The organism is Streptomyces venezuelae, assembly GCF_008642375.1.
Lineage (GTDB): Bacteria > Actinomycetota > Actinomycetes > Streptomycetales > Streptomycetaceae > Streptomyces > Streptomyces venezuelae_G.
The window spans coordinates 122,916-138,783 of record NZ_CP029194.1; the positions used below are offsets into that span (position 1 = coordinate 122,916).

8 protein-coding genes and 1 pseudogene are annotated in these 15,868 nt (G+C 71.4%); 1 reads left to right on the plus strand and 8 read right to left on the minus strand.

The window, feature by feature from the left end; translation table 11 throughout:
• Window position 1 precedes the first annotated feature (1 nt).
• The 7 genes and pseudogenes from DEJ46_RS00545 to DEJ46_RS39525 all read right to left on the minus strand — a co-directional run.
• Complete coding sequence (locus DEJ46_RS00545) at window positions 2–1,885, minus strand: non-ribosomal peptide synthetase (RefSeq protein WP_190622363.1); 1,884 nt, start codon at window positions 1,883–1,885, stop codon at window positions 2–4.
• A gap of 49 nt (window positions 1,886–1,934) precedes the next feature.
• Entirely contained in the window at window positions 1,935–3,197 is a 1,263-nt protein-coding gene (locus DEJ46_RS00550) for an MFS transporter (protein ID WP_150263403.1), read from the minus strand.
• Complete coding sequence (locus DEJ46_RS00555; RefSeq protein WP_150263405.1) at window positions 3,194–5,026, minus strand: hypothetical protein; 1,833 nt, start codon at window positions 5,024–5,026, stop codon at window positions 3,194–3,196. The genes DEJ46_RS00550 and DEJ46_RS00555 overlap by 4 nt, the downstream gene beginning before the upstream one ends.
• On the minus strand, window positions 5,023–6,279 hold the full coding sequence (locus DEJ46_RS00560) for an ATP-grasp domain-containing protein (RefSeq protein WP_150263407.1): 1,257 nt from the start codon (window positions 6,277–6,279) through the stop codon (window positions 5,023–5,025). Before DEJ46_RS00560 ends, DEJ46_RS00555 begins: the two co-directional genes overlap by 4 nt.
• A 72-nt stretch (window positions 6,280–6,351) precedes the next feature.
• Entirely contained in the window at window positions 6,352–7,350 is a 999-nt protein-coding gene (gntD, locus tag DEJ46_RS00565) for a guanitoxin biosynthesis L-enduracididine beta-hydroxylase GntD (RefSeq protein ID WP_150263409.1), read from the minus strand.
• 50 nt (window positions 7,351–7,400) lie between these two features.
• Window positions 7,401–12,938, minus strand: a complete 5,538-nt coding sequence (locus DEJ46_RS00570) for a non-ribosomal peptide synthetase (protein WP_150263411.1) — start codon at window positions 12,936–12,938, stop codon at window positions 7,401–7,403.
• Window positions 12,939–13,084: 146 nt separating this feature from the next.
• Window positions 13,085–13,378: pseudogene (locus tag DEJ46_RS39525) on the minus strand (hypothetical protein); the annotation flags it as partial.
• A gap of 309 nt (window positions 13,379–13,687) precedes the next feature.
• Here DEJ46_RS39525 and DEJ46_RS00575 point away from each other — a divergent pair.
• Window positions 13,688–14,686 carry a PI-PLC domain-containing protein gene (locus DEJ46_RS00575; RefSeq protein WP_150263413.1) on the plus strand — a complete coding sequence of 333 codons (999 nt, stop codon included), beginning with the start codon at window positions 13,688–13,690 and terminating at the stop codon, window positions 14,684–14,686.
• 145 nt (window positions 14,687–14,831) lie between these two features.
• Here DEJ46_RS00575 and DEJ46_RS00580 read toward each other — a convergent pair whose 3' ends face one another.
• Window positions 14,832–15,773, minus strand: a complete 942-nt coding sequence (locus DEJ46_RS00580) for an SMP-30/gluconolactonase/LRE family protein (RefSeq protein ID WP_150263415.1) — start codon at window positions 15,771–15,773, stop codon at window positions 14,832–14,834.
• Window positions 15,774–15,868 lie beyond the last annotated feature (95 nt).

A 15,868-nucleotide genomic window follows, 5' to 3' on the forward strand; every position in this document is an offset into this window, starting at 1 on the left:
GTCAGCTCTCCCGCTCTGTGCTCGCCAGTTCGGCCTCCACCTCTTCGTCGGTGAGGGCCGTGACCCTGAGCAGTTCCTGCGCCGCAGCCGTCAGCGCCCCCGGGGCGGGCTCGCGCAAGGTGAGTGCCGCCGCCTGCTCCGCCACCGTCTTCGTGTCGAACATGTCCGCCAGCGGCAGCTCGACCCGCAGGGTCTGCTTGATCAGGGACCGCAGCCGGCTGATCGTCAGGGAGTGCCCGCCGAGCCGGAAGAAGTCGTCGTGGATCCCGACCTCGGGGACGTCGAGCAGCTCCGCCCACAGCAGGACCAGCGCCGACTCCAGCGGGCTGCGGGGCGCGGCCGGCTCACCCGTTGCCGGGGTGTCCGGCGCGGGCAGGAGGGCGGCACGGTCCACCTTGCCGTTCCCGCTGAGCGGCAGACGGTCCAGCACCACCGCCGCGGAGGGCACCGCGTAGCCGGGCAGGGTCTCGTGCAGCCGGGCCAGCACCCGTTCGGCCAGGTCTTCGCCCGCGCCCGGGGCCGGGACGACGTACAGGGTCAGCCGGATGTCGTCGGACGAATCACGCCCCGCGGTCACGACGGCGCAGGCGACGTCGGGGCGGCGGGCGACCTGTGCCTCCACCTCGGCCGGTTCGACGCGGAAGCCACGGATCTTGACCTGCTGGTCGCCCCGGCCCCGGAAGTCGATCCGTCCGTCGGCGTCGCGGCGGGCCCGGTCCCCGGTGCGGTAGAGCCGCTCGCCCTTGCCCGTCGGGTCGGCCACGAACCGCTCCGCGGTCGCCGCCGGATCCGCCCAGTACCCATGGGCCAGGCCGGGACCGGCGAGATAGAGCTCGCCGGTGACGCCGTCGGGGGTCTCTCGCAGAAACTCGTCCAGGACGTACGCGCGCATCCTGCGCAGCGGTGTCCCGATCGGAACGGAGACGGCGTCCGCACCGACCCGGTCCGCCCGGTGCCATGCTGCGAACGTCGTCGTCTCCGTGGGGCCGTACACGTTCAGCAGCGCGCCCGGCGGATGTGCGAGCACGTCGCGGGCGCGGTGTGGGTTCAGGGCCTCGCCGCCGACGAGCAGGGTCCGCAACGGAGCGAAGGCGGCGGGCCGTTCCAGTGCCACGAGGTGGAACAGCGCGGTGGTCAGGAAGAGCGCGCTCACGCCCCTCGTCCTGATCGCCTCGGCCAGGGCGTCCGGATCCACCACGACCTCCTTGGGCAGGCCCTCCAGACGGGCGCCGTTGCACAGGGCACCCCAGATCTCGAACGTGGCGGCGTCGAACGCGGGGTTGGACGCCTGCGCCACGCGGTCGCCGGGCCCCAGGTCGATGTAGTCGGTGTCGGTCACCAGGTGAGTGACGGCACTCTGCGGGACGGCCACGCCCTTGGGGACGCCGGTGGTGCCGGACGTGTAACAGATGTAGGCGATGTCGTCGGGGGACGCCCCGGACGGCGGCGGTTCCCGCCGGTCACCGGCCTGGTCGAGGAGGGCGGCCGGTGAGACGGCTTCGGTGGCGTCGTGAACAGGGCCGCCTCCGGTCGCGATGGCATGGGTGATCAGCAGCCGGGCCCCGCAGTCCCGCAGCAGCTCCGCGCGCCGCTGCCGCGGGTGTGCCGGATCCAGCGGTACGTAGGCGCAGCCCGCCCACACGGCCGCGAGGAACGCCGTCACCAGGTCGGTGCCCGGCGTCAGGCACACGGCCACCAGGTCGCCCCTCGTCAGACCGCGTCCGCGCAGGGCCGCGGCCATCCGGCCCGCCCGCGCCATCAACTGGCGGTACGTCAGTTCGTCGTCGCCGTAGGCGACCGCGATGGCGTCGGGGGACCGCCGTGCCTGCCGGAGCACGGCCTCCACCAGTACGCCGGCGGAGGGTATCGGCGAAAGAGCGTTCACCGCGGGTGTCACCTCGTTCCGTGTCACTGTCGGGCGGGCTGTCATATGCTCACGCCCCGGCCGCTTCGGGCTCTTTCGGCTCCTTGTGTACTCGCGTTGTCAGCTCACGCAGCTCCCGGCTGCACAGGGCAGCCGCCGTCGCGACCACCACCAGGGCGGCTCCCGCGAGCAGCGTGGTGCCCACGCCGGCCCGGTCCGCCACAGGCCCCGCGGCCATCTCCCCGATCGGCAGGGCGATGAACGAGCCGAGCGCGTCGTAGGAGTAGACCCTGGCCAGCCGGTCCTCCGGGACGTTCTCCTGGAGGGACACCTCCCAGGCGACACCGAACTGCTCCATGGCGACGCCGTTGACGAACATCGCCACGGTGAGGAGCAGCACCCCGGGCGCCTCGGCGAGCACCACCAGGGGTAGTGCCTCCAAGGCCACGACCGCGACGCCGATGCGCAGCGCGTGCCGGGCCCGGGAGCGTGCCGCGACGAATCCGCCGGCCACCGCCCCGGCCATCTGGGCGGCGAGCACAATGCCCCAGCCGGTGCGGCCGAACGTCTCGTCGGCGACCGCGGGGCCCAGAACGTGGACGCCTCCGGCGACCACGGCGTTGACCACCATGAACTGCACCACGACCACCCACACCCAGGTGCGGGAGGTGAACTCCTGCCAGCCCTCCCGCAACTCCCGCAACGGGTGCGCGCGTTCGGCCGGTTCGGACTTGCCGCCGGGGACCCGCAGACCGAAGTAGCAGAGGGCGGCGCCGAGGAACGCGACGGCGTTGCAGGCGATACCCCAGCCCGGACCGACGGCGGCAACGAGCACGCCACCGAGCGCCGCGCCGATGATCATGCCGAGGTTGATGGCCATGCGCATCAGCGCGTTCGCCGGGCGCAGCAGCTCCACCGGCACCGTCTGCGGGGTGAGCGCCGCAGACGCCGGCATGGACACGGCGGACAGGGCACCGTTGAGCACGCTGAGCAGGATCAGCAGCGGGATCGTCGTGAAGTCCAGGAGCATGCTGACCGCAATGGCGCCTTGCACGACCGCCGCGGCGACCGCGGAGCCCTGCAGGATCACCGTCCGCGCGAACCGGTCGGCGATCACCCCGGCCGCCAGCAGGAGGACCACGTTGGCCAGCGACCGGGCACCCACCACGATCCCCAGGTCCGTCTTGGACCCGGTGAGGTCGAGCACGGCGAAGGCCAGCACGATCGGGGCCATCGCGTTGGCGAAGTACATCAGCAGACGCCCCGACGCCAGCATCCGGAAGGGGCGCTCCCGCAGCGGCACGAGAAGCCCGTCCTGGGGGCGGCCACTCATCGGGCCACCTCCTGGGCACCGTCGTCCGCCGGGAACAGTGTGAAGTGCACGCGGCGCGTCGCGATCCCCAGGTCGTGGATGGCGTAGGGGGTGAAGTAGTAGGCCTGCGGGGCGGCTTCGAGGTCCATCCGCAGGGTGAACTCGGTGTGCGCGGGTTCTCCGGCGGCCACCTCCACACGGCGCAGCACGGGCTGCACCTTCGCGGACAGATACGTCGGCAGCACTATGCCCATGTTGACCGTTCCCGCCCGCTCCGCGACGGTCTCCACCACCACGTGCAGGCTGCCCCCGGACTCCGCACGCTCCTGCGCCTTGACCCGCAGCTGCGGCGCGCCGACGAAGGAGTTGCCGACGTCCCCGCACCGCGCACACACGTCCTGCACCGTGTCGACGATGACGGGCACCCGGCCGCGCCGGACATAGCCTTGCACCGGCAGACCACACGCGCAGGGCGACTCGGCGGCCACCGGCGCCTCGGCGACACTGCGCTCGCCCCAGTACGTCGGGAACATCAGCACCGGATCGTCGTGGTGCTTGGCGAGCCGGTGGGCCAGCGCCAGGTCGAGCGACTTCACCTCGGCGGCGATCGCCGCCGCCGCGCCCTGGTCGAGCGGGGACAGTGCGACGGTACGCACCGCGTCCCGCAGCACCGTGTCCGACAGTTGCCGCAGCCGGGGCCGCAGCGGGTGGGCGTCGTCCAGCAGACCGCTGTCCAGCAGACCGCCCAGCCTCGCTCCGACCGTGTGCAGCGCCGGGCCCGGTGCGTCGGCGGCGGGTTCGTCCACCTCGGCCGGGCGGTACGAGGTCAGGCCGATCTGGACGAACGCCGGATACGGGTTGATGTCCGCGAGTTTCTCGTTGATCATGCGCGCCACGCTGCCGCCGGCCGGGTCGGCCGTGGCCCAGGTGAGGATCTCCGGCCGCTGGGCGTCGCACGCGGTGAGCGTCGCCAGCACGGTCTGGGCGGGGCCGTCCAGGGCGTTGAGCAGGATGACGTACTTCGGGTCGTACATGGCGTGGTCGGCCAGGGGGCCGCTGAAGCAGTTCGCGAGCACGAGCTCGGCCGCCCGCAGCCGCTGCGCCGGGATCAGCTTGTCCTCCGGCTTGGGGCAGCCGAGCCCGAACGCGCACTTGGGCCCCGGCGCGTCCGGGGCGCGCTCGCCGACGGGGCTCAGCCCGCACACGGTGAACTGGCCCAGGTTCAGCTGGTCGTCCTTGCCGTTGCCGTGCAGCATCAGCCGGCGCCACACGCGGCCGAGCGCCAGGCCCTGCACGTCCTCGTGCCGCACCTCCTCGGCTCCGAACCAGTGCACGCCCGGTGCCGGCGTACGGTCGTCGTGCTCCGAGAACACCCCGTCCGCGCCGTCCGGCATGGCGCGCCCGTACTGCTTGGCGACCACCCAGCTCAGCGTGTGCACATCCCGTCCGGTCAGCAGGATCAGATCGCGTCCCTGCGCGTGACACCGCTCGACAAGACCCTGCAGGGCGCTCGCCGTCACCTCCGCGTACGTGCCGACGACCAGCACCGAGCCCGTCTCCGGCACGCCGGAGAGATCGACCGCCCACGTGCGGGCCAGCGGCTCCGCGAGGGCGCGCACGGCGGCGGGCGGTGTACCGACGAAGAGTCCGGTGTCGCAGGCCACCGGGGCCCGGAGTCCGTCGTAGACCTCCTCGGCGAGGGCGATGCCTTCCAGGAGATCGGCCCGCTCTCCGACCCAGACCGGGATGGGCGCGGCGCCGGGGCCTTCGGCCTGCCACCGCGTGACGGCCTCGCCGTAGGAGGGCAGCGTCGTGCAGGAGAGGAACCGCGGCCCGTGAGAACTGCTCATACCGGCACGACCACCAGTTCGAAGTGGTCCAGTACCGCCCGCATCCGCTCCTCCACCTCGTCCGCCGTGGCCCCTTCCACGTGGACGTAGCCGGTGCTGGCGTGGGAGGCGCGCGGCGGGTCGAGCACATCGCCGGGCCGGACCGTCAGATGCGCGTCGAGGACGCCCGGCAAGCGGCGCAGCTCCTCCTCGCCGGTGATGCTCAGCAGCTTTCCCGGCCGGATGGGCAGCAGCAGGTCGCCCACGGCGCGGTCACGCGTGTACTCGGGGAGGGGAACCCGGTCGACGTAGGTGTCCAGGACGACGCTCAGGAAGTCGAATCCGTAGGCGAGGCCGTGGTTCATCGGCACCTCGCAGCCGCTGAGCCGGGCCGCCACCTCGCTCATGTAGAACTCGCCGTCGTCGGTCAGGAAGAACTCCCCGTGCAGATAGCCGTAGGGAATCCCCAACCCGTCGGTGAGGCGCTGGGCCAGGTCCTTGGCGTCGACCGGGAGCTTCTCCGACGGGGCGTAGGTGATGTTGGCGTTGATCGCCCCGTCCAGCACCTCCAGGATCGGGCGCGGATTCTTGGACAGGTAGGCGTCCACAACGGTCCCGCGCGCCACGACGGCGCACAGTTGGAACTCACGGCCGCTGATGTACTGCTCGACCATCCAGGAAAGGCCGGCATCCAGCGGCAGCATCGGGGCGAGGTCCTCCGGCGAGTCGAGCCGGTAGGTACTGATGCAGGAGTCCGAGTCGATCGGCTTGAGGATCACCGGCCAGCCGTGGGCGTCGCCGAACTCCACCACGTCCTCCGGTGAGGTGACCGCTCGGTAGGCGGCGTGCGGGATGCCCAGCTCCGCGTAACGGTCCTTCATGGTCGTCTTGTTGCGCACCCAGGCCACCTGCTCCTCGGACAGGTGCGGCAGCCCGACCAGCGACGCGAAGCGCTGCGCGTCCGCCTGCAGGGCCTCGTTGGGGTTGCAGAAGTGGCTGGGCACGACGGCCGCGTCCCGGATCCAGTCCCGGTAGCGGGCCGCCTCCTCCTCCAGGGGCAGGGCTGTGGCCAGGGTGAAGGTCGGAATGTTTGCGGTGCGCCGCACGTACTCCTCGGTCAGGGGCACCGAGTCGAAGCGGAGCAGAACGACCTCGACGTCGGTCCGGCTCAGGACACTCTCCGTGAAGGTGGAGCGACGGCTCTCCACCAGCAGGACCGCCGGGCGTGCGGAGGGTGTGGTTTCCGGACGCGGCGCGGTGACGGATGTGGTCATGTTGGTTCTCCTTACGGCGCGGGCCGAGGCCGTTGCCGGGCAGTGGGGGGGCGGATGACGGGCAGACCGGCGTCAGGCGATGACCCGGGTCGTGCCGTCGATACGTCCTGGCCGGGTGCGACGCAGATCGCGGACGACGTTGACGCGCTTGAGCCACCGGTCCCGGCCGTCGAAGCCGGCGCGGAAGGCGCGACGGCCGTGCACCACATTGCGGTTGTCGACGAAGCAGACGTCACCGGTGCGGATCGGGATGTCGCTGAGGTTGCCGTCCAGATGCTCGACGACCCAGGCGAACGCCTCGGCCGCCTCGGCGTCGCCGTCCTGCGCCCGGAAGTAGTCCCGGTCGATCCGCAGGACCGGGCAGCCCGGATGGCCGCTGAGGACGGCGACGGGCTCGCCTTGCGGAGCGCCCTCGTCGTACTCGTGCGAGGCGTCGGGAACTGCCGTGAACCTTGGCTCGGCGAGGATCCGGGCGAACCTCTCCGGCAGTCTGGCGAGGTCGACGTGAGACAGGGTGGTGGGGACGCCCGAGTTGCGCAGCGCGAACAGGCCCACCCAGTCGGCGCGGTACGGGGAGAAGGCGTCCTCGGTGTGCCAGGCGAGTTCGAGTTCACTGGACGCGGACACCAGGCTCCGCTCGTAGCCGCGGCTCGGCAGGACGTCGGTGACGAGCCGGCCGGACTGCTGGGCCTGCCAGCCGATCACGTCGCCGAGAAGCGCCGAGTACAGCACGAGCAGGCAGGCGTAGGCCTCGCTCGACTTGGTGTTGCTCACGCTCCAGTGGCCGGGTGTCTCGCCCAGCTCCTCGTCGTCGACGACGTTCCCGCGGATGACGATCGCGTGGGCGCGCTCGTCGTGGCGGGCCCCGTTGACGTGGCGCCGTACCGAGAGCGGTAAGTCGTGGGCGAGCACGGGCGCCTCGTCGAGGAAGCGCTGGTCGTCCGGGGACTTGTACTCGTTCGCGCAGTCGACGGCCAGCGCGTGGGCAGCTGCGGCGTCCTGCTCGGACAGGTCGAGTATGTGACGATGCGACGCCTCGAGGCCGTCCGGAGGCGATACGTCTGTGGGCATGACTACCTCGCAGAGAAGAAGACGTGAAAAGAGGGTGGTGAGAAAAGGAATCAGACGCCGCGACCGGCAGCCGCGTGTTCCTCGACGTGGTCGAGACACAGCTCCCGAATGTCCTCCGGGTGCGCCACCTGCCAGCCGGCGGGAACGGAAAGGGAGGCGGGCCACAGGGCATGCCGTCCCTCGGCGTCGACGGCCACGACGAACGTCGCGTACTCGTCCTCGAACGGGTCGTCCTGCCAGGGCGTGTCCAGCGCCTGCCAGCGGCCGTCCGCCGTCCGGCGCGCGGCCGTCACGGCACGCCACATGCGGCTTCCCGGTGCACCGAACGGATCGGGAACGAAACGCTCGGCCGAGCTGCCGGGACGGTCCGCGTATCCGTGCGCAACACCCGTGCCCGCCACGTAGAGCGCTCCGACGGCGCCGGGCGGCACGGGACGCAGCGCGGCGTCCAGGATGTACACGCGGTGGTCGCCCAGCGGGCTGTCACCGGCGCCGGGTGCGGATTCGGTCAGCAGCCTGGCCTCGGCGGCACCGTGCCGGGTGACCACGGCAGGGCCGGTGGACGGCACGTCCACACTCGTTGCCGTACCGGCCGTGGTGTGGACGAGGAGCTCGCGGACACCAGGGAGGTCCGCTGCCGGGCCGGCGGAGTCCCGCAGCAGCGCGGCAGCCGTCTCCGCGGGCGCCCACACCTCGTCCGGCGCGGTCAGGCGCAGCCAGTCGGCCAGGGCCGAGGTGTCCGTCGCGGCACCGACGTCGGGTATCAGCAGCGTGCGACCGCAGGCCAGCGCCGTGAGCAGATCGAACGCGGCGTCCGTGTCGGGGCGGGGCGTCCGGGTCAGCCACGCGGCACGGGCCCCCGGGCGACGAGCGGCGTTACGGGTGGCGAGGACGACGATGCTCTCGTCGCCGACGAGGGCGTGGTCCGCTCCGGCCGGTGCCATGAGCACCGGGCGATGAGGAGACACAGCCGGCCCCTCGTCCTCGTCGCGCGACGAACGGCGGCCCGGAGTCCCGGTCTCTTCCACCGGATCGAGCAGGTTCGGCTCGTCGCTCCCCGGGCCCACGAGGAGGACCGGCACGCCCCCGGCGTCCACGCTCGCGTCGGCGACGACGAGTGTCGGCCGGGCGGCACCGAGCCGCTTCAGCACGTCCCCGTCACCGGCGTCGCCCGCCAGCGGAAGGCAGACCGCCCCCACCTTGGCGACGGCCAGCACCGCGACCGAGAAGTCCACGGGCGAGCCGAGCGACACGGCGACGACCGTGCCCGGCCCCGCTCCGTGCTCGGACAGGCGCTCGGCGACACGCTCCGAGCAGGAGTCCAGGGCGGCGTAGCCGATCGTCCGCCCGGCGTACACGAGCGCGGCGGCGTCGGGCCGGGTGTCGGCCTGCTCGGCGAAGAGCCGAGTCATGGTCGTGTCGGGCAGCTCGTACGCGGGCCCGTTCCACGCGCGCTGGGCCCTCACCAGAGACTCCTCCGAGTACAGGGCGAGAAGGCTCACGGGTGTGCCCGGCGCGCCGAGAGCGGAGTCCAGCAGGGCAAGCAGCTGCTCGGTGACGGAGACCGCTGTGTCACGGCCGACGGTTTCCCGGCGGAAGGTGACCGCGATGTCGATGCCCTCCGCGGCACCCGTGACGGACCGCCGTTCGGTCAGCACCAGCCGCAGTTCGGCGGCCGGGTCCGGCCACTCGGGCTCGCCCATGCGAACGCCTAGTCCCGCGGCTTCGAGAACGGGCGCCGTCTGGGGGGCGACGGCCAGTACGACACCGCCGGGCGAAGTCCGGAGCGGTTCGGCCTGTCGGTAGGCAGCCAAGTCCGCGTCGCGCACCCGGTGCAGCAGGGTTCGGAAGGTGGGGTCACCGGAGACGTCGGTCCGCAGGGACAGCATCCGGTCGAGCGGGCCGACCGCCGCACGCAGGGCCTGCTCGCCCCGGTTCGGGACCTGCGCGGCCAGAACGATGTCGTCTCCGGCACCGAGCCGCGCGAGAAGAGCCGCCATGCCCGCGTGCACCAACATGAACAGGGTGGTGCCGTGCTCCGCCGCGCCTTCGGCGAACCGGCGATGGGTGCCCGCGTCGACGCTGGTGCGCCAGGTGCCGTACGACGGACCGTCGCCCCCCGTCGGCGTGGTGGGCAGTGCGGTCGGGGCGGGCCCGTCGGTCGGCGCGGGGCGGTCCCTTTCCGGAACCGGTAGCGCTACCGGTTCCCGGAGCGGAGTTCCCCCGGTGACGCGTGCCGTGTACGCGGTGGCGAAGTCGGACGCGAGGACCGGAAGTGACCAGGCGTCGGCCGCGCCCGGGTGCAGGACGACGAGGAGCAGATGCTCGTCCGGTGCGAGAGTGAACAGCCGGGTCGACCAGGAGTGTTCGTCCGCGTCGCCGACCGGGTGCCGCCGCGCGGTCCGGAGCGCCGCGAGGGCGTCCGCCTCGGTGGCCGGCTCGGCAGTGATGCCGGGGACGCGCCGCATCCCGTGGCGTACGGACAGGTCGTCAAGCGCCGCGTCGAGGGCCGCCGTGTGGAGCGTGCCGCTCAGGCGCAGCGGCAGGACGTAGCTTCCGTCGCAGGTGACCCCGCCGTGAGGTGGCCGGGGGTCGCCGAGCCGGGCGGCCAGCAGCGCGGGAGTCGGTGCCTCGTACAACGCACGCGCTCCCGGGTCCTCTCCAAGGGACGCGCGGAGCCGGGCCATGAGCCGGGCGGCGGCCAGTGAGTGGCCGCCGACGGCGAAGAAGTTCGAGTCCGCGGACACCTCGTACCCGGGCAGGGCGAGGACCTCCGCGAACAGGTCGCGCACCAGTTCCTCCAGCGGCGTCCCCGGCGGGGTCCCGCGCGCGGCGGAGAATACAGGCACGGGAAGGGCACGACGGTCGACCTTGCCGTTCGGGGTGAGCGGCATCGCGTCCAGCATCATGAACGCGGACGGCACCATGTAGTCCGGCAGTTGCTCCTGCAGGTAGCCGCGCAGGACGGAGCCGAGGTCGGTCGTCCGGTCGAAGGCGTTCGGAGAGTTGGCGCCGGAGTCCGCATCGGCCAGGGTCGGAAGGGCGCAGGTCGACGCGAGCGGCCACTGCGCCTGGCCCGCCTGCGGGCGGACGTACAGGACGTCCACGTGCGACGGGTCCGCGGACCAGGTGATGATCGCGCGGTAGCCGAGGGTTTCGCCGAGCAGGCAGAGCTCCTCGGGATCGGGTATGTCGCTCCGGCCGCCGGTGGCCGTCGGGCGCTTCCCGGTGTCGAGGTCCCGCATCGCCGTGAAGTCCTCATGGATACGCACGTTGGGGACGTCGGCCACGCGCAGGACTTCCGGCCGCTCGTCCCTCAGACGGGCTTCCAGGCCCGTGACGCCCCCGGAGAGATCGCCCCAGAGGACGCGCGGGGCGGCACCCGCGTCGACTGCGTCCTGGCCCGTAGCCAGGACGACGTCGTACCGATAGCGTGTCAGCTCATTGTGGTACGTGCCGCGCTTGACCCGCACATCCACCGCTCGCACACCGGGGAGTTCATCTGCCAGGGAGGTGAACACGGCAGGCGACAGCAGCAGTTCGGTCTCCAGCCGGGCCTGCTGCTCGGTGCGGCGCCGCAGGCCCTCGGCGTCCATCCGGCCGTCGTCCTGGGCGACGGTCACTCCGGCCTGCATGCACCGCAGCAGGTCCAGGTTCCGCAGGTCGCCCAGGAACAGGGAGCCGCCCGGGGCAAGCAGCGGGAGGGCGCCGCGCAGGACGGTGCGCAGATAGTCCAGGTTCGGGAAGTACTGGACGACGGAGTTGAGGACGATCGCGTCGAAGTGACCGGTGGGCAGTCCGCCGAGGTCGTCGCCGGCCCGGCACTCCAGAGTCACCCTGTCGCGCAGCCGGGGGTCGGCCTTCGTCTGGACCCCGAGCGCGTCGATGACGGACGCCGAGAAGTCGGTGCCCCGGTATTCCTCGCACTCCGGCGCCAGCCGGGACATGAGCAGCCCGGTGCCGACACCGATTTCCAGGACACGGCGGGGCCGCAGCTCACGGATGCGATCGACGGTGACGTCACGCCACTCGCGCATCTGCTCCAGAGGGATCGGGAGGTCGTCGTAACTGCTGTTCCAGCCGGCGAAGTTCTCACCGAACTCGACCGAGGCGGCGTCGTTGTAGAGCGCCTCGTAGATCTCCTGCCACTGGGTGATGTGCTCGTCGGCCTCCGGGGCTGTGGCGGCGGGGACGACGTGCGCCACCAGACGCCGGTCGTCCTCGGCGACCTCGTGCACCGATACCGCCGCGTCGGCGACACCCGGGTGGACCGTCAGCGCCGCCTCGATCTCGCCGAGTTCGATGCGGAATCCGCGCAGCTTGACCTGGTTGTCGGCCCGCCCCAGGAACTCGATGGCGTTGTCGGGGCCCAGTACGACGCGGTCGCCTGTGCGGTAGAGCCTGTCGCCGACCGCGCCGAACGGGTCGTCGACGAAGCGCTCCGCCGTGAGGTCAGGTCGTCCCAGGTACCCCGTGGCCAGGCAGGGTCCGCCTAAGTAGAGTTCGCCGACGGAGCCGGGAGGGACCGGCCGGCCCTCCGGGTCCAGCACATGGGCGACGGTCGCGCCGATGGGCCGGCCGATGGGAAGGGTCCGCGCGTCCTCGGCGGGCCGGGAGACCTCGTGCCAGGTGGCGAAGGTGGTGGTCTCGGTGGGGCCGTACACATGCAGCAGCCGGGTCGGGGGGCCGGCGTCGCACACGGCCCGAACCTTGCGTGGGTCGCAAGCCTCGCCGCCGAACATCAGGACGCTCAGGGGCGCGAAGGCCGCCGGTCGCTCCCGCGCGATCTGGTTGAACAGAGCAGTCGTCAGGAACAGGACGGACACGCCGTGATCCCGTACGGCACGCTCGAACGCGGGCGGATCGACGACCACGTCCTTGGGCAGCCCCACCACGCGGGCGCCGGCAACGAGGGCCGCCCAGATCTCGAAGGTGACTGCGTCGAAAGCCGGGTTGGCGGCCTGCGCCACGCGGTCCTCGGGCGTGAGCTTCACGTAGTCGGTGGATCCCACCAGGTCGAGGACGGCACGGTGCGGGATGACGGCGCCCTTCGGGGTGCCCGTGGTTCCCGAGGTGTAGCAGACATAGGCGGCGTCCGCGGGATCGGGCGCGAAGCTGGGTGTAGCGGTGGGGAGTTGGCCGAGATGCGGGGCCAGCGTGTCCAGGGGGACCGTCACCGGGCCCTGGTCCTCGTGGTCCGCCGCGTACGCGGCCGGGGCGACGACGGCGCGGGCGGCGCAGTCGCGCACGATCAGTCGGCGCCGCTCCAGAGGATGCCCTGGGTCCACGATGACGTAGGCGGCACCTGCCCGGATCACGGCCAGGAGAGTGATGATCAGGTCGGCGCCGGCCGGCAGGCACACCACGACGCGGTCTCCCGGCCGAACCCCGCATGCGGTGAGATGCGCCGCTAACTGGTTTGCTCGCGCCCCTAATTGACGATACGTCAGGACTGTTTCGTCGTACGGGTACTCGACGGCTACGGCGTCCGGGGTGGCAAGGACGTGTTGTTCGAGAAGAGAGGAGAGCGTGATGGGTGCGCTGTCCGTTGTGCTCGATGCCGCGTTGCCGGCAGAAGTTAAGTTCATGCTTCCCGTCGCTCATGCGTAAGCCGAAAAGAAGCAACATCCCCGTTATCGGCTCAAACTGAAAATTGAACGGTGCAACTCTGAATCCGATTTTCGAACGCCGCTGACGCTACAACGAGCCTCCTGAAGGGGTCAACCATGATTCGTCAGCGGTCGCGAGTGAACCCCTTCCATCCTGCATACGTGCAGGTAAGGAGGGCTTTGAGAGCGTGGACGACGGCGCCGATGCGGCGGGTGGGGCATCTGGCCCGCCGGAGCAGGCGCCAGGTCCTCAATTGTAAGAAGACGACAAACACGTTCTCCAGGAGCTCGGAGCCGGACGTGATCCCCGTCGGTGGCCGCAGGGGGGCGAACGGTGGCGCGCCGGCGCACGGTAGGCGCTCCGCGAGCACGAGGATCTGCCGGATCAGACACGCCTGGACGACGCCGTGGGATCGCGCCGGCGCGCCATGGTCGAGAATCCGTCAAGTGGGCATGGGCATAAGGTCGGTCGGCCTCAACGACTCGGCAGGGGGTCGGCAGCTCAGCCACTCGTCGGCCACGATGACGCACGAACCCGTCCGCAACACCGGCCATTACGTTCCCGACGGGACCGAATCAACCGTCGAACCGTTACGCTCCCCCGCATGCCAATCATGGACATGTCACCCAGGAGTTCCCGCCCACGCGTGGGCCCACGGTTCGGACCGCGCCCGGTCCGGACCGCTTCGTCGCGGAGAGCCGGACGACTTTCCGTGATCCTCCTCCTCTTGGCGAGCCTCCTCGGACTACCGGCCCTGGCCAGTGCCACGCCGCCCTCCGCATCGACCCGCGCGTCCGCGGTGGCGTCGAACGCGAACGACACGGCCGTGGCCCAGGCCCGGGCACGCTGGGGCGACCGGCGGCTCGACGAGGTCTCGTTCCTCGGTACCCACAACGCGTTCACCAACTACGAGGACTCCCGCTGGAGTTCGGTGGCCCAGTCCGAGTCCGTACGCCACCAGCTCGACAACGGAGTGCGCGGCCTCAGCCTGGACACCCATTGGTACGAGCGCAGCACGTGGCTCTGCGTCATCAGCTTCGGCAGCGACTGCTACCCGAGCGACGCCTACCTCTGCCACGGCGAGTGCAAGACCTTCGCCGGGGTCACGTACGCACTGCCCCGACAGTCCCTCCAGAGCAGCATGCAGACCGTGGTGGATTTCCTCGCAGCGAACCCCCAAGAAGTCGTGACCATCTTCCTGGAGGACTACGTCAGCGCCCAGCAGCTCGGCAGCTCGCTCGGGCGGGTACGCGGCCTCGACCAGCTGCTCTTCCGGCCCGACGCATGGAACGTGCGCCAGCAGGGGTGGCCGAGGATGACCGACCTCGTCGGCTCCGGGAAGCGCCTGCTGATCTTCAGCGACGCGCCCGACCGTGAACACCTGGGTGTCATGTACGACAAGGCCTGGACCGTCAGCAACTTCTGGAGCCTGGGAGACCTCGGCAACGACCTCTCCTGCGTCAGTCGGTGGGCCGACGTGCCGTTGGACCGTCAGGAGCCGGGCTTCCGGCGGCTCTTCACCATGAGCCACCATCGGAACGTACCCACGGTCATCAACGCCGCCCTCGACAACGGAACCAAGCTGCGCGACCGCATCGACCGGCAGTGCCGCCCGGCGGCCGGCGGTCGCGACCCGAACTTCGTCTCGGTCGACTTCCACCGGGTGTCCGACGCCAGCGGCCACACACCGGCTTCGATCGTCGCGGAACTGAACGCCCGGAACTGAAACCCTGTCGACACCCTGCACGGCCCGCCCGTCCCAGCCCGTGGCGGGTGGGCCGCACTTTCCCGCACCCTCACCCTCGGACGACCGGGCCCCGGAGCGGCCAGGACCGAAGAGTCGGCAGTCCGAGGCGCCGGATCGTGGTGTTTCAGGGGCGGGTGCCCATCGGTGGGAAGGCGAGGCCCGTCGGCGTGTTCAGGCCGGTGGACGGGAGGGTGGTCTGACCACCGCCTGTCTCCTGGACTCGGACCACCCGGTCGTTGAAGCCGTCGGCGATGTACAGGCCGCCGCAGCCGTCGAGCGCGAGGCCGAGCGGATCGCCGAGACCGGTGGTGGGGACGGTGGTCTGGCCGCCGCCCTCCGCGATCTTGACCACGCGGTTGTTGCCGCTGTCGGCGATGTAGAGGTCCCCCGTGGCGCTGAGTGCCAGGCCGGTCGGCTGCGAGAGGCCGAGGGTGGGGATCGTGGACTGGCCGCTCCCGTCACCGGCCACCTTGACGACGCGGTCGTCGACGAAGTCGGAGACGTACAGGTTCCCGGTGGCGTCCAGCGCCAGCCCCCAGGGGTGCAGCAGCCCCGTCGTCGGCACGGTCGTCCGGGTACCGCTCGCCACGGACACCTTCACGACCCTGTCGTTGAAGCTGTCGGCGACGTAGAGATTCCCGGCCCGGTCAAGGGCGAGCCCCAGGGGGCGGGACAGGCCGTCGGTGGGGACGGTGGACTGGCAGCCCCCGGACGCCGCCCTCACGACCACGCGGTTGTTGCCGGTGTCCGACACGTAGAGGTGGCCCGACGCGTCCCAGACCATGCCCGTCGGCCGTACGAGCCCCTCGAAGGGCACGGGTGTCTGATCGCCGCCTCTCGTGGGCAGGGCGACAACCCGGTTGTCGCCGTAGTCGGACACGTACAGGAGCGCATGCGCGGAGGTCCGGCCGTCCTGCGACGGGGTCGCGTCCGCCATCGTCGTGGGCAGCGCGCACAGCGCCGCGAGGCCCACCGCGGCAGCGAGCCGACGGGCCCACCGGGACGTGGCACGCCCCTTCGAGAGCACGAGCGTCACCGTTCCGGGCCTGGCCGTCGTACGTACCATGACTCCCCATCGGGTCCGAGCGGCCGGCCCACTGCCGTACCTGCGCCGACCATAGGAAGTGGCGCCGGAAGATACGGGAACCACGCCGCCCGCCC